Origin of the sequence: Dermacoccus sp. GAS27A, from assembly GCF_044909235.1 — a bacterium.
In the GTDB taxonomy this organism is placed as follows: domain Bacteria; phylum Actinomycetota; class Actinomycetes; order Actinomycetales; family Dermatophilaceae; genus Dermacoccus; species Dermacoccus nishinomiyaensis.
Window position 1 is genome coordinate 94,901 of the sequence record NZ_JBIYDW010000008.1, and the last position, 18,764, is coordinate 113,664.

An 18,764-nucleotide genomic window follows, 5' to 3' on the forward strand; every position below is an offset into this window, starting at 1 on the left:
CCGAGCGTCACCCCGAAACGTCGGGACCGTCGTCAGGATGCGGCGCGAGTGACGTCAGCGGATCTGGCCGTCGCCGTCGACGATCCACTTCGTCGTCGTCAGCTCCGCGAGCGCCATCGGGCCGCGTGCGTGCAGCTTCTGCGTCGAGATGCCGATCTCGGCGCCGAAGCCGAACTCGCCGCCGTCGGTGAAACGCGTCGAGGCGTTGATCATGACGACGGCCGAGTCGACCTGCGCGGCGAACGTGCGCGCTGCCGCGCGGTCCTCGGTGACGATGCAGTCGGTGTGATGCGTCGAGTAGCCATCGATGTGGGCGATCGCCCCCTCGAGGCTGTCCACGACACCGACCGACATCTCGAGGCCGTGGAACTCGGTGCCCCACGCCTCATCCGTGACGGGCTGGGTCGCGACGCCACCGGCGAGGGCAGCGGCGCGTTCGTCGGCGTGCAGGACGACACCGCGCTGGGCGAGCTCGGTGAGCACGCGGGGCAGAAACGTCTCGGCGACGTCGGCGTGCACGAGCAGACTCTCGGCCGCGTTGCACACGCTCGGCCGGTGCGTCTTGGAGTTCACGGTGATGTCGAGCGCCATGTCGAGATCCGCCGCGCGATCGACGTAGACATGGACGTTGCCCGTGCCCGTCTCGATGACCGGCACGCTCGAACCGGTGACGACCGCCTCGATGAGCGCGGCCCCACCGCGCGGGATGACGAGATCGACGAGACCGCGCGCGGTGATGAGCGCCGTCACGTCGTCGTGGCCGCCGTCGAGCAACTGCACCGCATCGGCGGGGAGTCCCTGCTGTTCGTACGAGGCGCGCAGTGCCTCGACGATCGCGGCGTTCGTCGCCGCCGCGGCCGAGCCGCCGCGCAGGATCATCGCGTTGCCGCTCTTCAATCCGAGCCCCGCTGCGTCGACGGTGACGTTGGGGCGCGCCTCGTAGATCATGCCGACGACCCCCATCGGCACGCGCACCTGCTTGATCTGCAAGCCGTTGGCGAGAGTGTTGCCGCGCGTCACCTCGCCGACGGGGTCGGGCAGCGCCGCGACGTCGCGCAGCGCCTGCGCGACCTGGGTGACGCGTTCGGGCGTCATCCGCAGCCGATCCTGCAGGCTCTCGCTCATGCCGCCCGCAGCGCCCCGCGCCAGGTCCTCCTCGTTCGCCGCGACGATCGTCGCGGACGCGGCCTCGACGGCGTCGGCGAGCGTCAGCAGCGCGGTATCCTTCTCGGCGCGCGAGAGCAGCGCGAGGCGTTTCGACGCGGCGCGCGCCGCGCGACCGGCGGTCTCGATGCGGTGACGGGTTTCTTCAGCGACGTCGCTCATGCGCCCACTGTAGGAGCGCACGCCCGCCTCGCTCCAGTCCGCCCGAGCGCTTCTTCACGGTGTGGGCACGCACCTCGCGCACCCCGCCGACCCGCGCGCGCAGCTCGTCCTCGATGCGCCGGTGCAGCGTCATCGCCGCCGCGGGGCAGCCGTCGCACGCGCCCGTGAGGCTGACGGTGACGACGCCGCGCTCGACGCCGATCAGCGTGATGTCGCCGCCGTGCGAGTGCGCCACTTGCTCGGCGACGTCCGCGACGACCACTCGGGCCTGCTCGGCGATCTCGGTGTCGTCGGCAGCGCCCTCGTCGAATTCGCCCACGGCGTCCCCGTCGGCGTTGCTCGAGGCATCGCTCGGCTCGACGCCGCCGGGCTCACGCGCAACGAATCGGCTCGACGTGTCAGCAAGCACGTCGCTCAGCGCGTCGCGCACGGCTGCTCCGTCACTCGCCCACGTGTGCGGCGCGCGCAGCCTGACGACGAGCGCGCCCGGTTCGCTGACCATGTCGCCGGCGCCCGCGCGCGTCAGCGCCTCGGGCCACGCCGCGAGCGCTCCGAGCGGGACGTCGCACCGCGCTCCGGAGAAGCGCCACCGCACGACGTCTGGATCGGGTGTTGCCTCCGGGTGCAGGGCGAGGTCGCTCATGTGAGCGCGAGCACGATGTGGCGAGCGAGGAACGCCATGCCCCATGCGAGGACGAACATGTACGCCCACGCGATCGCCGGCCAGCGCCACGTGTTCGTCTCGCGACGCATGATCGCGATGGTCGAGACGCACTGCAGGGCGTAGACGAAGAACACGAGCAGCGCGACGACCGTCGCCGTCGTGAAGACGAGCTGCCCGGCGTGCGGGCCGTCGCTGAACGTCATCTTCATGAGCGCCGCGCGCGGGTCCTCGGGGTCGGTCGCGCTCGCCACCTGCCCGAGCGTCGCGACGAAGACCTCGCGCGCACTCGTCGCGCCGAGCAGCCCGACGCAGATGTGCCAGTCGAACCCGAGCGGCGCGAAGATCGGCTCGATGAACCGCCCGATCGAGGCGGCATACGAGTGGTCGATGACGTACGCGGCCTTCTCGGTGTCGCCCATCCCGGCGGTCTCGGCGCCGCGGGCCGGGAAGTTGAGCAGCACCCACAGCGCGACCGTCGTCGTCAGGATGATGCCGCCGGCCTTGCGCAGGAACATACGCACCGAGTGCCACATCGTCGTCACGACGTTGCGGATCGACGGGAAGCGGTACGGCGGCATCTCCATGTAGAACGGCAGCGACGCATCGCGCAGCGCCGTCGCCTTGAACACGGCGACCGCGACGAGGGCCGACAGCCCGCCGAGCACGTACAACCCGAAGAGCACGAGGCCCTGCGCGTTGAACGGCCCGTACCGCTGCCCCGGTTCGACGAGCAGCGACGTCAGCAACACGTAGACAGGCAGGCGCGCCGAGCACGTCATGAGCGGCGCAGTGATGATCGTCGCGATGCGGTTGCGTGACGACGGGATGGTGCGCGTCGCCATGATGCCTGGCACCGCGCATGCGAACGAGCTGAGCATCGCGACGAACGCGCGGCCCTCCAGCCCCGTGGCGGCCATGATCCGGTCCATGAGGAACGCCGCGCGCGACAAGTACCCGACGTTCTCGAGCAGTGACAGGACGAGGAACAGCAGCATGATCTGCGGCACGAAGACGAGCGTCGCGCCGACACCACCGATGATGCCGTTGCCGACGAGTGAGGCGAGCGTGTCGTTCGGGATGTGTTGCGCCTGGGCGCCGAGCCACGCGAACCCCTGCTCGACGAGATCCTGCAGCGGCGCAGCGACGGTGAAGATGGCCTGGAAGAACAGGAACATCGTCGCGAAGAACACGGCGAGACCGGCGACCGGGTGCAGCAGCACCGCGTCGATGCGCCGCGAGCGCGTGTCCTGCCCGGCGGGCATGTACTCGGCGGCCGCGAGCACCGAACGCGACCACGGCGCGAGCTGCGCATCCTGCGTCGGCGGGCTGACGACGGGCCGCGTCCAGGCGGGGACGTCGGCGAGCAGGGTGCGGATGTCGTCGACCCCCACGCCCGTCGCCGCCATGACGGCCCGCACCGGCAAGCCGAGAGCCCGCTCGAGGGCTGCGACGTCGAGGTGGCCGCCGCGCGCGTGCAGTTCGTCGATCATCGTGAGGGCCAGCATCGTCGGCTTGCCCAACGCGATCGCGCGCGCGACGAAGGGCAGCGAGCGCCGCAACGTGGTGGCGTCGGCGACGACGATGAGCGCGTCGGGTGCCGGCACGCCGTCGAGTCGGCCGGCGAGGGCATCGACGACGACCTGCTCGTCGGGGCTCACGGCCTCGAGGCTGTAGGTGCCCGGCAGGTCCTCGAGGACGAGGTTCGTCTCGCCCGCGCGCACGTCTCCGAACGAACGCGACACCGTCACGCCCGGGTAGTTGCCCGTCTTCGCGCGCAGACCGGTGAGTCGGTTGAAGAGGCTTGACTTGCCGGCGTTCGGCGCGCCCAGCAGCGCGACGCGGGTGCTCGTCGCGGCGTCCGCTGTCGCGACGTCATCGGGGGCGTGGCAGCTCACAGGACGTCGACGCGGATGGCACCCGCGTCACGCCGACGCAGGCAGAGTTCGTAGTCGCAGACACGGAAGACCATCGGATCGCCCATCGGCGCACGGCGCACGACCTCGATCTGTTCACCCTCGCGGAAGCCGAGCTCGCGCAGGCGACACAGGACGGCGTCGGCGCACCGGGACGCATCGAATCCGACGACGGTGGCGTGGGAGCCGGGCCGCAGCAGGTCGAGAGTCGTCATGGGCCTCACCTTCGGAGCACTCGCATCGTCGCGGGACGCGGCGATCATAGGCAAGGCTCACTTTACTCCCCCGGGCCGAACAAGTGGCTCAGGGCAGCAGCACCAGATGATCGCGGTGGACGAGGCTGCGCTCGAAAGCCGGGCCGATGGCGTCGCTCAGATCGCGAGTCGTGCGCCCCATGGCACGGTGCACGTCGGAGACGTCGTAGTTGACGAGCCCGCGCGCGAACACGTGGCCGTGACGGTCGGCGAGGTCGACGGCGTCGCCTGCGAGGAATCGCCCCTGCGCCTCGATGACACCCGCGTGAAGCAGCGAGCGCCCCTTCGTCCGCACGGCCTCGACTGCGCCATCGTCGAGCACGAGGCGCCCGGCCGGGTGCGTCGCGTGCGCGAGCCACAGGCGTCGCGCGCTGCGACGACGACCTGTCGGCGCAAATGCCGTGCCCACCTGCTCGCCGAGCAGCGCGTGGCGCGCGTTCGGCATCGACGTCAGCATCGTCGGGATGCCGGCTGCGGTTGCGATGCGCGCCGCGTCGACCTTCGTCCGCATGCCCCCGGTGCCGACACCGGATCCGGTGCCGCCGATCTCGACGTCATCCATCGCGGCGACGTCCGCGACGAACGGGATCCGCGAGGTGCCCTCGCGGCTCGGCGGACCGTCATAGAGGGCGTCGACGTCCGAGAGCAGGATGAGCGCGTCGGCGTCGACGAGGTGTGCGACGAGCGCCGCGAGCCGGTCGTTGTCACCGAAGCGGATCTCCTGCGTCGCGACCGTGTCGTTCTCGTTGATGACGGGCACCGCGCCGAACTCGAGCAGCGTCTGCAGCGTCGAGCGGCCGTTGAGGTACGTGGCGCGGCGGGTGACGTCCTCCGTCGTCAGCAGCACCTGCCCCATCGTCAGCCCGAGACCCTGGAACAGCAGCGAGTACGCGGACATGAGCTGTCCCTGCCCGACGGCAGCTGCGGCCTGCGCCTGCGGCAGCTCCGTCGGGCGCGTCGGCATGCCGAGCTGGCCCATCCCCGCAGAGATGGCTCCGGAGGAGACGAGCAGCACCTCCTTGCCCGCGTGCCGACGCTCGGCCAGCACCCCGACGAGCTCCGTCAGCGCCTCGTGGTTGATGCCGCCGCTCGTGTGGGTGATCGAACTCGACCCCACCTTGACGACGACGCGCTTGGCTTCGCGGACCTGCGCGCGCACCGCGTCGCCGTCGACGGCAGGGGTCGTCGGGGGCGTCTGCGGGGCGTGCTCGGCATGATCGTGCTCGTCGCGCACGTCAGCCGCACGCGTGGCGTGCTCGTCGGGCATGGTCGTCGTGGCGTCTGCGTTCATCGGGCGACTCCTTGCTGCACCGACGCGCGGGGCGCGTCACTCCTCGGTGCGGTAGCTCTCGTGCTCGGTCCAGACTCCGGCCTGACGTTCGGCCGCGAGCTCTTCGCGCGCCAGACGCTGACCGTCCTTGCGGTTGTGGAACTCGTCGCGCTTCTCGGCGCGCGACGGACGCGACGCCTCCTCGAGGCGTAGGTCGGTGCCGCGGGCGCCGAGCAGTTCGGCGCCGGCCTGCAGGGTGGGCTCCCAGTCGAAGACGACAGCGTTGTCGCCGGGACCGATGAGGACGGTCGAGCCGGGCACCGCGCCCGCCTTGAACAACTCCTCCTCGATACCGAGTCGGTTGAGACGATCGGCGAGGTAGCCGACGGCCTCGTCGTTGCTGAAGTCGGTCTGGCGCACCCAGCGCGTCGGGCGATCCCCGACGATACGGAACAGCGTGCCGTGCGTGCCACCCTCCTTCACGATGCGGAACCCGGCGTCGTCCATGGCCTTCGGACGCACGATGACGCGCGCCGGCACGGCCGACTCGACCTCCTGACGCGCCTGCTCGACGTGCTTGGCGAGCGCGAACGTCAGCTCCTTGAGGCCCTGGTGCGCAACGGCGGAGACGATGAACACCTCGAGGCCGCGTGCTTCGAGGTCGGGCTTGACCATCTCGGCGAGTTCGCGGGCGTCCGGCACGTCGGCCTTGTTGAGCACGACGATGCGGGTGCGCTCGGAAAGGGGCTTGCCGCCGAGGGATTCGTCGGCGACGTACTCGCTCAGTTCGTGCTCGATCGTGTCGAGGTCGCTCATCGGGTCACGGCCCGGCTCGAGCGTCGCGCAGTCGATGACGTGGACGAGGACCGAGCAGCGCTCGACGTGACGCAGGAACTCCAGGCCGAGGCCCTTGCCCTGGCTCGCGCCGGGGATGAGACCGGGCACGTCGGCGATCGTGAAACGCTGCGAACCAGCCGTCACGACACCGAGATTGGGCACGAGCGTCGTGAACGGGTAGTCGGCGATCTTCGGCTTCGCGGCGCTGACGACGGAAACGAGCGAGCTCTTGCCGGCGCTCGGGAAACCGATGAGGGCGACGTCGGCGAGCGTCTTCAGCTCGAGCACGATGTCGTTGCTCTCCCCCGGCTCGCCGAGCAGCGCGAAACCGGGCGCCTTGCGCCGCTGGCTCGCGAGGGCCTTGTTGCCGAGGCCGCCGCGGCCACCGGCGGCCGCGACGTAACGGCTGCCGAAACCGACGAGGTCGGCGAGGATCGTGCCGTCGCGATCCTTGACGACGGTGCCCTCCGGCACGGGCAGGACGAGGTCGTCGCCGTCGGCGCCGTTGCGTTCGTCACCGGCACCCGGCTTGCCGTTCTGCGCGCTGCGGTGCGGGCTCTTGTGGTACTCGAGCAGCGTCGTCACCTGCGGGTCGACCTCGAGGACGACGTCACCGCCGTGCCCGCCGTTGCCGCCGTCCGGGCCACCGAGCGGCTTGAACTTCTCACGATGCACGGAGGCGACGCCGTGCCCACCGTTGCCGGCCGTCACGTTGAGGACGACGCGGTCGACGAAGTTGGTTGCCATGGGTGATTCCTTTCGGCGCGCGCGAGGCGCGTGGCGCGGCCGGGCCCGTGAGGCCCGTGGTGCCGCCGTGATGCGGTGCCGCGTCGATGCGTCACCACGTTGATTCTATGAGCGTTCCGAGACGCACGTGAGGGGGTGAGCCGCGACGCGCGGGCTCACCCCCTCACGCGGGGTGATCAGATGATCGCGTGAGCGATCAGGCCGTGATCTCCGGCTCGACGACGATGTCGACGACCTTGCGGCCCTTGCGCTCGCCGAACTTGACGGCGCCCGGGGCGAGGGCGAAAAGCGTGTCGTCGCCGCCACGGCCGACGTTCTCGCCGGGGTGGAAGTGCGTGCCGCGCTGGCGGACGATGATCTCGCCCGTGCCGACGACCTGGCCGCCGAAGCGCTTCACGCCGAGTCGCTGTGCATTGGAGTCACGACCGTTGCGGGTCGAGGATGCACCCTTCTTGTGTGCCATGTCAGAGCCTCTTTCGAAATCTGTGGAAGATCAGGGATGAGCGCGGGGCTCAGCCGATCTTGGTGACCTTGATCTGCGTCAGCGGCTGACGGTGGCCCTGGCGCTTGCGGTAACCCGTCTTGTTCTTGTACTTCATGATGGTGATCTTCGGGCCCTTGGCGGCCTTGACGACCTCGGCGGCCACCTTGACACCGGCCAGCTTGTCGGCCTCGACCGTGATGTCGGCACCGTCGACCAGCATGAGCGGCTTCAGCTCGATGCTCTCGCCCGGCTGCGCCGAGACCTTGTCGATGAGGAGGACATCGCCGACGGAGACCTTCTCCTGGCGACCACCCGCGCGAACAATCGCGTACACGTTGGACTCTCTTTCGTCATGGCACGCTCGCTCTGTCTGACCGGCCGATAGCTACCCCGGTTTCGCCGCGCACACGCACGAGGCGCAGGCTGGCGGTGACGGGACATCGGGCGCGGTGGGCGCACCAAAGGTAAAGAATACCTGGCGGCGGGTGCGGGGCCCAAATCGTCCTGATGGCCCGCCCGCTGTCGGCGCGGCTTCCCTCACCACGACGCTTGAGGTCTGGACCCCGCCATGCGGGACTGCAGCCCTCACGACGACGGTTGGGGGCCGAAACTCCGCAATGCGGAGTTTCGGCCCCCAAGATCATCGTGGACGACGTGGTGCGCGCCCCGCGTGATCGATCAGTCGTCGCTCGCTGCCTTCGGCGCGGGTGCCCCGGCTGGCGAGCTGACGCGAGCACGCTTCTTGCGCGCCGGAGCCTTCCGCTCACCAGCAGCAGCCGACGCCGCGTCAGACGTGCTGCTCGCCGTAGCCGTGTTGTGGGCCGTGGCCGTGTCGTTCGCGGTGGTCGTGTCGCCCGTCGTGGTCGAACCCGTCGAGTTCGACGCCGAGCCGGCCTCCCCTGCGACCTTCGTCAACGGGGCCGACGACGACGCCGGCGCGCTGAGGTCGACCGGCTGCAGAGTGACGGGCGCACCCGCGCTCGAACCGGCGCGGCGACGCGGACGCTTCGTCGGCGCCGGCGTCGTGCCGGCCGACGAGGTGACGACTGCCGATGACGTGGCGTTCGCCGGAGCATCCGACGTCGATGCGGCACCCAGCGTCGGGCCGTCGGTCGATGCCGTATCCGTGCCGGAGCTCGCCAGTGCCGCCGAAGTCGACGGCGTAGCCGAGGTCGACGTGCCCGACTCAAATGCCTCGGACGGTGCGGTCGATGCCGATGCCGCCGGCACCGTCATGACGCTCGCCTCACCGGCTCGTGCGGGCGCACCCGTCGACGCCGCCGCGCGACGCGAACCGCGACGACGCGCCGTCGGGGCCTGCGCCGTCGACGCCGTCGCAGTGGCAGCGCTGCCCGCGTCGGCAGGAGCCGAACCGCTCACCGCCGTGCCGTTCGTCGCGATGTCGGCAGCGGCACCCTCGTTCGCCGCAGGCGCGCTCGTCACGTCGCCCGCGTCCGTCGAGGCGTCGGCAGCAGCCTGGGCGACGCGCTCCGAGCGCGGCTTGACGCGACCGGAGCGGCGCGTGCCCGACTTCTTGGGCGCACTTGTCTCGGGAGCAGCCTCAGCCGAGCCGGCGCCGTCCTGCGGCGACACCGTCATGACGGCGTCGTCGTCAGACGCGGTGGAGACGGGCTTCGACGTCGCCGACTTGTCGCCCGCGGAGATCGCTGCGGCGTGCGCGGCCGCGGCGATCTGCGCGAAACCGTTGTCGCGCTCCGCCTTCGACTCGCCCGCCTCGTCCTGACGACCCTGGTGCTGACCGCCGTTCGAGCCGCCGCTCGAACCGTGCGAACCGTTGCCCGAGGTGTCGCGGCCACCACGACCACCGCGCCCGCCACGACCCTTGCGGTTCGTGTCATTGCCGTTGATGTCGCGGTTCTCGACCGGGTGGTCGTGGATGACGATGCCGCGCCCCTGGCACGACTCGCACGTCTCGGAGAAGACCTCGACGAGGCCCGCGCCGACGCGCTTGCGCGTCATCTGCACGAGGCCGAGCGAGGTGACCTCGGCGACCTGGTGCTTCGTGCGGTCGCGGCCCAGGCACTCGAGCAGGCGACGCACGACGAGCTCGCGGTTCGCCTCGAGCACCATGTCGATGAAGTCGACGACGATGATGCCGCCGATGTCGCGCAGGCGCAGCTGACGCACGATCTCCTCGGCCGCCTCGATGTTGTTCTTCGTCACGGTCTCCTCGAGGTTGCCCCCGGAGCCGACGAACTTGCCGGTGTTGACGTCGACGACCGTCATCGCCTCGGTGCGGTCGATGACGAGCGAACCGCCCGACGGCAACCACACCTTGCGGTCCATGGCCTTGGCGAGCTGCTCGTCGATGCGGTGCTCGGCGAAGACGTCTTCGTCGCCCTCCCACTTCTCGAGGCGCTCGACGAGGTCGGGCGCGACCTCGGAGATGTACGTGTGCACCTCGTTCCAGGCACGCTCGCCGGAGACGACCATCTTCGCGAAGTCCTCGTTGAATACGTCGCGGATGACGCGGACCGTCAGATCCGGTTCGCCGTGCAGCAGCGACGGCGCGTTGGCCGTCTCGGCCTTCGCCTGGATGCGCTCCCACATCTTCATGAGGCGCTCGACGTCGGCGCGCAATTCCTCCTCGGAAGCACCCTCGGCGGCGGTGCGGACGATGACGCCCGCGTCGGCCGGCACGACCTCCTTGAGGATGCGCTTGAGACGCGCGCGCTCGGTGTCGGGCAGCTTGCGGCTGATGCCCGTCATCGAGTTGCCCGGCACGAAGACGACGAAGCGTCCCGGCAGCGAGATCTGCGACGTCAGGCGGGCGCCCTTGTGGCCGATCGGGTCCTTCGTCACCTGGACGAGGACGCCCTCGCCCGCCTTGAGGGCGTGCTCGATGCGCTTGGGCTGGTTGTCGAGACCGGCGGCGTCCCAGTTGACCTCGCCGGCGTACAGGACGGCGTTGCGCCCGCGGCCGATGTCGACGAACGCCGCCTCCATCGACGGCAGCACGTTCTGCACCCGGCCGAGGTAGACGTTGCCCGCCATCGAGCTCGCCTGCTCCTGACGCGAGACGTAGTGCTCGGCGAGCACCCCGTCCTCGAGGACGCCGATCTGAGTGCGCCCCTCCTGCTCGCGCACGACCATGACGCGCTCGACGCTCTCGCGGCGTGCGAGGAACTCGGCCTCGGTGATGACGGTGCGGCGGCGCCCCGCCTCACGGCCCTCGCGTCGGCGCTGCTTCTTCGCCTCGAGGCGCACCGAGCCCTTGATGGAGGTGATCTCGTCCTTCGCGCGACGCGGCTCGCGCACCTTCGTCACGGTGTTCGCGTCGTCGCCGTCCGAGCCCTGACCCGAGCCGCTGCGACGGCGACGGCGCGTGCGCTTGCGCGACCCCGCGTCGTCCTGGGCGTCGTCGTCGTGCTTCGAGCTGTCGTCCTGCGCGGCGTTGCCGTCGCGCTTCGAGCCGTCGCCCTGCGCCGCGTCGTCGTGCTTCGCGTCGCCGCCCTTGGAACCGGAGTCGCGGCCGTCGGCGTCGTCGTGCTGAGCCTGCGAACCGTCGCGGGCGTCGTCACCCTTGTTGCCGCGACGGCCACGTCCGCCGCGACGGCGCCGACGCGGGGTCAGCTCGTCGTCGTTCTCGTCGTGGTTGTCGTCGGTGTCGGCGGACTGCTTCTCGCCCACCTCGTCCGCGTCCTCGCGCGAGCCCTGAGCGGCGTCGTCGGACGACGCGTCGCCATTCTCGTCGTGCTGCGCGTCGTCACCGCGACGGCGGCGGCTGCGCGAACGCGCGGGGCGCGGCTGCTCGTCGGCCTCGTCGTCGGTGTCGTCGTCGCCACCTGCGCGGCCGGCGGGTGCCTCGTCACGCGGCGACTCGTCATCGGCGCGGCGCGAGCGGCGGGGCACGCGCGTCATCGGGTCGGCGGCCTGGAACACGAGGCCGAACGCGGCGCCGGCGGGCGCGCCCTGGCCCGAGTCGCCATCGGTGACGTCCTCGTCACCGTCGATGGCCTCGACCTCGTCGCTCGTGTCAGCGTCCTGCGCGGGCTCGGCCTGCGGCGCTGTGAAGGGGCTGCCGGCCGCGAACGGGCTGGCGAAGGGGAATTCAAGATTTTCGGGGGCCACGGGGCCCTCCTTCTTCGTCGGCACGACGTGTGCCACAGAAAGACCACCTGGGCCTTGCACGCGCCGCGGCGCGGATCGTTCGTATCGCCTGCGATCGTTCGTGTCCGCAGGACGGAAGTCGTCTTCTACGTGGCTCGTCGGCTCGCGCTGCGCGCGGCACCGGACGTCACGCCGCAGAGCTTCTCGGTCGGCGGCTTCGCATGACGATGCGTCGGCCACCCTCGCGCGATTCGCGGTGCACCGGCTGCGGCTCGCGCCGCATCACCTGCGCTCCGACGGCGCGGTCGGAAGGTTCTGCGGGAGCGGCAGGCTCTGTGAGACCTGCACGTTCCATCCGCATTATCGCACAGTCATCGCACGGGTGTCGGCAGGCCGGCGGCCTCGTGTCCACATGGCGTCACAGCGCCTCCCCCACGCTGCGCCTCCCGACCGACGCCTCCCGCCCGGGGGCTGCGTTCGGATGGAGGTCTCAGGCGTCGAACGGGTCGATGACGCGGCCGTCGGCTTCGAGGACGCCTTGCGCGAGACGCGTCATGAGCGGCGAACGCGGCACCTGCAGGCCCGTCAGCTCGGTGAGACCGGTCATGACGTCGATGGGGCGCACCGCGGGCGTCGTGTGCTGGATCGTCATCGTCCAGCGCACGAGGTCACGCCCGTCGGCATCGCCGGCGCGCACGAGCACGACGTCGGAGGCGAGGACGGCCTGACGCACGTCGAACTCGCGCGCACCCGACTTCGTCATGCGGGTGACGAGCAGCTCGGCGCGATCCATGAACGTCGCCACGGCGTCGGTGATCGTCTCGAGCGTGACGCCTTCGAAGTCGAGCTGCCACACGCTGGCCTGGAGCAGGTCGGCGAGCGCTCCCGGTGCGGCCTCGACGACGCGCAGCACGGCCATGTCATGCGGCAACGATTCGTCGAGCGCTGCGCGCAGCGCCTCGAGGTCGCACTGCTGCGTCAACTGCAGCTGGAAGTACTCGGCCTCGGAGGCGGCCCCCGTCGGCGCGGCGTTCGCGTACGAGATACGCGGGTGCGGGTGGAAGCCTGCGGAGAACGCCATCGGCACCCCCGCGCGACGCACGGCACGCTCGAGGGCGCGCTGGAAGTCACGCGTTGAGGAGAAACGCAGACGTCCGCGCTTGGCGTACCTCACCGAGACCTTCTGGACGGCGGGTGCGGGGGGCGGACCTTCGGGAACTCGCTGACGTGCCACGAGCACGAGCCTACCGTCGACGCAAGGGCGCGCGGATCACCGCATCGTCACTTGGCTCGCCGGCTCGCCGGCACGACGAGGCACGCGATTCAGCGGATGCCGCGGGTGACGGCGGCCGTCGCGCCCTCGAGGGGCCCACGCGACCACGGTTCGCGCGAGACCAGCGAGCGCCACGCCATCGGCAACACGAGGGCGCCGACGCACAGGACGCCGACGTTGCCCCACGCGTCGTCGCGTTCGCCGGGATGCAGCTCACGCACGTACCAGGCGAGGTAGGCGATCTGCAGGACGTAGACACTCAACGTCATCGACCCCGCGGCGGCGAGCGCCGGCAGGCAGAAGCGCTCCGGCACGACGGCGAACCAGGCGAGCGCGAATCCCCCGACGAGCAGCGCCTCGAGCACGATCTCGAGGTGACTGCCGTCGTACGGTTCGAACGCGAGGCGCCCCGACGTCTTCGCCGCCATGAGCAACGCGGCCCCTGCGAGTGCGACGAGGCCCGCCAGGCCCGCGCTCCACGCGGGGACGGCGCGCGTCCAGCGCCACAGCACGATGCCGAGGCAGGTGAAGACGAGCAGCGTCGTCAGGCGGTAGTGCGGCCCCGCGACCACGACGTCCCACAAACGGTGGCCCACGCCGTCGCCGGCGACGAGAGCCTCGGTGCTGCGGGTGCGGCCCCAGCTCAGCAGGGCGGGTGCGGCAGCCCACGACATCGTGGCGATCCCGAGCAGCACCGTGTCGGGCAGCCGCGCCAGCAGGGGCGCGAGCAGCGTCGGCAGGGCGAGGTAGACGAGGACGACGTCGACCTGCGCACCCCACGGCTCGATCCACAACCCGAGCGCGACGAGCACGGCCGCGCGCACCCCGGCCCGGACGAACGCGACGGTCAGCCCGGCGTTGCCCCGGTCCGCGAGCATCGCGCTGATGCCGATGAGAAGCGCGAACAACGGCGCCGTCGCAAACTCGGTCAACGCCGCCAGTCGGAACGGGCCGTCGTCCGGGGCGCAGTGGGCGACGAACATCGACACGAGGGCGAGCCCGCGCAGCATGTCGACGCGCGCATCGCGCCTGTGGACGCCGCGGCGAGCACGTCGTGGGCTCATCGGCGTCTCACCGGCGCCCCGTCGAGACGAGTCGCATCGTCATGAAGCCGCGCCCACGTCAGTGCGCGTGGTCCGCGGCGGCCAACTTCTTCGCACCCTCACCGAGGACGGTGAGCGGCAGCAGCGTCTTGCCCGTGGGGCCGATCTGGATGTCGGTGTCCATCTGCGGGCACACGCCGCAGTCGAAGCACGGCGTCCAGCGGCAGTCGTCGACTTCTTCCTCGGAGAGGGCATCCTGCCAGTCCTGCCACAGCCAGTCCTTGTCGAGACCGGAGTCGAGGTGATCCCAGGGCAGCACCTCGAGCTCGCCGCGCTCACGCGTCGTGTACCAGTCGACGTCGATCGGGTGCTCGGAGGCGGCGAAGACCGCGTCGGCCTGCTCCATCCAGCGCTCGTAGCTGAAGTGCTCGCTCCAGCCGTCGAAGCGACCGCCGTCACGCCACACGGCCTCGATGACGGCGCCGACGCGGCGGTCGCCGCGGCTCAGCAGGCCCTCGACGATGCCGGGCTTGCCGTCGTGGTAGCGCATGCCGATGCTCGAACCGAACTTCTTGTCGGCTCGGATGGCGTCCTTGAGCTTCTTGAGCCGCTCGTCCGTTGCCTCGGCCGACAGCTGAGCGCACCACTGGAACGGCGTGTGCGGCTTCGGCACGAACCCGCCGATGGAGACGGTGCAGCGGATGTCCTTACGGCCGCTCACCTGGCGCCCGGTCTCGATGACGCGGCGCGCCATGTCGGCGATCTGCAGGACGTCCTCGTCGGTCTCGGTGGGCAGGCCGCACATGAAGTACAGCTTCACCTGACGCCAGCCCGCGCCGTATGCGGCGGCAACGGTGTTGATGAGGTCGTCCTCGGAGACCATCTTGTTGATGACCTTGCGGATGCGCTCGCTGCCGCCCTCGGGCGCGAACGTCAGACCCGAGCGGCGGCCGTTGCGCGTCAGCTCGTTGGCGAGGTCGATGTTGAACGCGTCGACGCGCGTCGACGGCAGCGACAGACCCGTCTGCGTGCCCTCGTAGCGGTCGGCGAGGCCCTTGGAGATCTCGGCGATCTCGGTGTGGTCGGCGGAGCTCAGCGAGAGCAGGCCCACCTCCTCGAAGCCGGTCGCGGCGAGGCCCTCCTCGACCATCTCGCCGATGCCTGTGATCGAACGCTCGCGCACGGGGCGCGTGATCATGCCGGCCTGGCAGAAACGGCAACCACGCGTGCAGCCGCGGAAGATCTCGACGCTCATCCGCTCGTGGACGGACTCGGCCATCGGCACGAGCGGCTGCTTCGGGTAAGGCCACTCGTCGAGATCCATGACGGTGTGCTTCGCGACGCGCCACGGCACACCGTGCGCCTCCTCGCTCAGCACGACACGCTGGATGCGCCCGTCGGGCAGGTAGTCGACCTCGTACATCGACGGCACGTAGACGCTGCCCGTGCGCGCGAGTTCGAGCAGCAGCCCGCGACGCCCGCCGGGGCGCTCGGCGAGCTTCCACTCCTTGATGATGTCGGTGATGAGCAGGACGGCCTCTTCGCCGTCACCGATGACGGCGGCGTCGATGAAGTCGGCGATCGGCTCGGGGTTGAACGCTGAGTGCCCGCCCGCGAGGACGATCGGGTCGTCGATCGTGCGCTCGTCGGCGTGCAGGGGGATTCCGCCGAGGTCGAGCGCCGTCAGCATGTTCGTGTAGCCGAGCTCGGTCGAGAACGACATGCCGAGCACGTCGAAGTCGCGCACGCTGCGGTGGCCGTCGACGGTGAACTGCGGCACGCCCGCCTCACGCATCTTCGCCTCCATGTCCGGCCACATGGAGTAGGTGCGCTCGGCGAGCGCGTCGTCACGCTCGTTGAGCACTTCGTACAGGATCATGACGCCCTGGTTGGGCACGCCGACCTCGTAGGCGTCGGGGTACATGAGGGCCCAGCGCGTCGTCAGCTCCTGTCCGTCGGGGCCGTAGCCGCCGCAGTTCCAGTCCTTGACCTGGGCGTTGAGCTCGCCACCGACGTACTGGATCGGCTTGTTCACCTGCTCCAGCAGCGGCTCGAGATCGTGGAAGACAGACTCACCAGACATGTCCACCAGGGTAGTTCGGCCCAGGACGAGCGCCCAATCGTCGCCGGGGCGCCCGCTCAGGCGCTGCCCGTCTCACCTCCACGGCGTGACGCCGCCACGAGCGCGGCGACGAACGCGTCGACGTCCTCGTCGCGGGTGTCGAACGAGCACATCCAGCGCACCTCGCCGCGCGCCTCGTCCCAGTCGTAGAACCGGTAGCTCTCGCGCAGTCGGTTCGCGACGTCGGCCGGCAGCGTCGCGAAGACGGCGTTGACCTGCGTCGGCTGCGTGAACGCGACCTCACCGAGCGCACCGCGCGCCTGCTCGGCCTCGATCCCGGCCCGCAGGCGCCGCGCCGCAGCGTTGGCCTGCGTCGCGTTCTCGCGCCACAGCTCACCGTCGTAGAGCGCGAGCAACTGCGCGGAGACGAAGCGCATCTTCGACGTCAGCTGCATGAGGAACTTGCGCGAGAACCCGAGCCCCGCACACGCCTCGGGCGTCAGCGCCACGACGGCCTCGGCGAGCATCGCGCCGTTCTTCGTGCCACCGAGGCTGATGGCGTCGACGCCGGCGTCCGTCGTGATGGCGCGCAGCGGCACCTCCAGCGCGGCGGCGGCGTTCGACAACCGCGCGCCGTCGAGGTGCACCTTCAGCCCCAATCGGTGCGAGTGTTCGGCGATCGCGGCGATCTCGTCGGGCGTGTAGAGCGTACCCAGTTCGCTCGACTGCGTGATCGACACGACGCCGGCCTGGGCGCGGTGCTCGTCCCCGAAACCCCATGCCTCGCGGTCGATGAGTTCTGGGGTGAGCTTGCCGTCCTCGGTCTCGACCGTGAGCAGCTTGAGCCCGCCGGTGCGCTCCGGCGCGCCACCCTCGTCGACATGGATGTGCGCCGTCGTCGCGGCGATGACGGCGCCCCAGCGCGGCAGCATCGACTGCAGCGCGAGGACGTTCGCGCCCGTGCCGTTGAAGACCGGGTAGGCGATCGCGTCGTCACCGAAGTGGCCCCGCACGACCTCCTGCAGCCGCTGCGTGTAGTCGTCCGCACCGTAGGCGCCCTGGTGGCCGCCGTTGGCCGCGGCGAGCGCCTCGACGACGCGGGGGTGCATCCCCGCGTAGTTGTCGGACGCGAAGTCGCGCCGCGCGGTGTCGTGCAGCGCCTCGAACGGTTCGTGCTTCATCGTCGTCTCCTCAGTCATCGCGGCCCGTGATGCCTCGCGTCGAGGCGATGACGGGCGCCATCTTGCGCTCGAGCGCCTCGAAGAACATCGACAGCGGGAACTCGTCGTCGAGCACCGCGTCGGTGTAGCCCTTCGGCGGCCCCGCGAGCACCTCGTCGGGCAGCCCGCGCGCCCACACCGACGCCGGGTGCGGCGTCAGAACGGAACGGATCAGCTCGTACGCCGCGAGCCAGTGCGCGACCTTGGGGCGGTCGATCGAGCGCCAGTACAGCTCGTCGACGGCGTCGGCGAGTTCGATGATGCAGGCGGGCAGGCGCGACCACTCGACCGTGAGCTTCGAGTCCGTCCAGTTCATCACGCCACGCTGGTGCAGCCACGCGAACAGCAGCTGCCCGCCGAGACCGTCGTAGTTGCGCACACGGCCGCCGGTGAGCGCGAACCGGAAGATGCGGTCGAGCAGGACGGCGTACTGCACGCCGCGCGCATGCGTCAGCGTGTCACGCTCCACGGCGGTCAGGTTCTCCCCCGCGACGACGCGCTCGCCGAGACGACGCTCGAGGTCGACGCAGTGACGGAACGCCGTGAGGTCGCAGCGCAACTCCTCGAGCGAGTAGAGGAAGTACGGCATGCGCTGCTTGATCATGAACGGGTCGAACGGGAGATCGCCGCGCATGTGGCTGCGGTCGTGGATGAGATCCCACATGATGAAGGTCGCCTCGGTGAGCGACTGATCCTCGAGCATCGCCTGCGCCCCGCTCGGCAGTTCGAGCTTCGTGATGCGCGCGGCTTCGCTGACGACGCGCCGGTAGCGCGCTGCCTCACGGTCCTGGAAGATCGCACCCCAGGTGAAGACGGGCGTCTCACGCGTCGCGACGGTCTCGGGGAACAGCACGGCCGAGTTCGTGTCGTAGCCGGAGGTGAAGTCGACGAAGCGCAGCGGCACGAACAGCGGGTTCTCGTACTCGCGCTCGAGGGTGTCGATGAACTCCGGCCAGATCACCTCGACGAGGACGGCCTCGAGGTGACGGTTCGGCGAACCGTTCTGGGTGTACATCGGGAACACGACGAGGTGGCGAACGCCGTCCTCGCGCTGGTTCTGCGGGTCGAATGCGACGAGCGAGTCGAGGAAGTCGGGCACGCCGAAACCGTCGTCGGCCCACCGGTGCAGGTCGACGACGAGCGCGTCGAGGTAGGCGGCGTCGTGCGGGAACGACGGCGCGAGCGCCTCGATCGCCGTCACGGCGCGCTCGAGCTCGGCGCCTGCGGCGCCGGCGTCAGCCTCGGGGGCGAGAGAGCCGTCCTTGACCTGCATCGCGGCGATGGCCTCGCATGCGGCCTTGAGCCCGCTCCACGCGGTGGTGTCCTCGACGACCTCGGGCTCCCCGACGACGGCCTTGACCTCACGGGTGGACGTGAGCAGCTGGGCACTGGACATGGACAACCTCCGATCGCTGAGTGCGAGCCGATGTAAGCGGCAAAGGGACTTGACGCCCCTCACACTATCGCGAGACGAAGGGTGGTGATGACCTGAGGCACACGTGACCTGCGCGGACTCGGCGCGCGTGCGGGCACGCGAACGGGGCACCCGAGCGTCATCGGCTCGAATGCCCCGTTCGTCGGCCCGCGCGGCGGGCGGGCG

The 18,764-nt window shown here is 70.4% G+C and carries 14 protein-coding genes; all 14 read right to left on the reverse strand.

Annotated features, from left to right (window positions below):
* Window positions 1–54: 54 nt before the first annotated feature.
* The 14 genes from ABH936_RS10080 to ABH936_RS10145 all read right to left on the reverse strand — a co-directional run bounded on the left by ABH936_RS10080 (window position 55) and on the right by ABH936_RS10145 (window position 18,560).
* Complete coding sequence (locus tag ABH936_RS10080) at window positions 55–1,326, reverse strand: glutamate-5-semialdehyde dehydrogenase (protein WP_040014386.1); 1,272 nt, start codon at window positions 1,324–1,326, stop codon at window positions 55–57.
* On the reverse strand, window positions 1,310–1,969 hold the full coding sequence (locus tag ABH936_RS10085) for a NifU family protein (protein ID WP_038568714.1): 660 nt from the start codon (window positions 1,967–1,969) through the stop codon (window positions 1,310–1,312). Before ABH936_RS10085 ends, ABH936_RS10080 begins: the two co-directional genes overlap by 17 nt.
* Window positions 1,966–3,885, reverse strand: coding sequence for a ferrous iron transport protein B (feoB, locus tag ABH936_RS10090; protein ID WP_404603188.1), 1,920 nt, complete (start codon window positions 3,883–3,885; stop codon window positions 1,966–1,968). The genes ABH936_RS10085 and feoB overlap by 4 nt, the downstream gene beginning before the upstream one ends.
* Window positions 3,882–4,118, reverse strand: a complete 237-nt coding sequence (locus ABH936_RS10095) for a FeoA family protein (protein ID WP_175282459.1) — start codon at window positions 4,116–4,118, stop codon at window positions 3,882–3,884. The genes feoB and ABH936_RS10095 overlap by 4 nt, the downstream gene beginning before the upstream one ends.
* A gap of 88 nt (window positions 4,119–4,206) precedes the next feature.
* Complete coding sequence (gene proB / locus ABH936_RS10100; RefSeq protein WP_404603189.1) at window positions 4,207–5,448, reverse strand: glutamate 5-kinase; 1,242 nt, start codon at window positions 5,446–5,448, stop codon at window positions 4,207–4,209.
* Window positions 5,449–5,484: 36 nt separating this feature from the next.
* On the reverse strand, window positions 5,485–7,011 hold the full coding sequence (gene obgE / locus ABH936_RS10105; protein ID WP_062257584.1) for a GTPase ObgE: 1,527 nt from the start codon (window positions 7,009–7,011) through the stop codon (window positions 5,485–5,487).
* A 196-nt stretch (window positions 7,012–7,207) separates the two neighbouring features.
* The gene (gene rpmA, locus ABH936_RS10110; protein WP_006944241.1) at window positions 7,208–7,474 is read right to left on the reverse strand and encodes a 50S ribosomal protein L27; all 267 of its coding nucleotides are present in this window, start codon (window positions 7,472–7,474) and stop codon (window positions 7,208–7,210) included.
* A 49-nt stretch (window positions 7,475–7,523) separates the two neighbouring features.
* Window positions 7,524–7,829, reverse strand: coding sequence for a 50S ribosomal protein L21 (gene rplU / locus ABH936_RS10115; RefSeq protein WP_006944318.1), 306 nt, complete (start codon window positions 7,827–7,829; stop codon window positions 7,524–7,526).
* A gap of 344 nt (window positions 7,830–8,173) precedes the next feature.
* Window positions 8,174–11,623: an Rne/Rng family ribonuclease gene (locus ABH936_RS10120; protein WP_074039852.1), complete on the reverse strand. Its 3,450-nt coding sequence runs from the start codon at window positions 11,621–11,623 to the stop codon at window positions 8,174–8,176.
* A gap of 433 nt (window positions 11,624–12,056) precedes the next feature.
* Complete coding sequence (locus tag ABH936_RS10125) at window positions 12,057–12,806, reverse strand: TIGR03936 family radical SAM-associated protein (protein ID WP_074039851.1); 750 nt, start codon at window positions 12,804–12,806, stop codon at window positions 12,057–12,059.
* An 83-nt stretch (window positions 12,807–12,889) separates the two neighbouring features.
* On the reverse strand, window positions 12,890–13,903 hold the full coding sequence (locus ABH936_RS10130; RefSeq protein ID WP_074039850.1) for an OpgC domain-containing protein: 1,014 nt from the start codon (window positions 13,901–13,903) through the stop codon (window positions 12,890–12,892).
* 58 nt (window positions 13,904–13,961) lie between these two features.
* Entirely contained in the window at window positions 13,962–15,965 is a 2,004-nt protein-coding gene (locus tag ABH936_RS10135; protein ID WP_404603190.1) for a TIGR03960 family B12-binding radical SAM protein, read from the reverse strand.
* Window positions 15,966–16,021: 56 nt separating this feature from the next.
* Window positions 16,022–17,125: a low specificity L-threonine aldolase gene (locus ABH936_RS10140; RefSeq protein WP_062257591.1), complete on the reverse strand. Its 1,104-nt coding sequence runs from the start codon at window positions 17,123–17,125 to the stop codon at window positions 16,022–16,024.
* 10 nt (window positions 17,126–17,135) lie between these two features.
* Window positions 17,136–18,560, reverse strand: a complete 1,425-nt coding sequence (locus tag ABH936_RS10145; protein WP_404603191.1) for a DUF6421 family protein — start codon at window positions 18,558–18,560, stop codon at window positions 17,136–17,138.
* Window positions 18,561–18,764 lie beyond the last annotated feature (204 nt).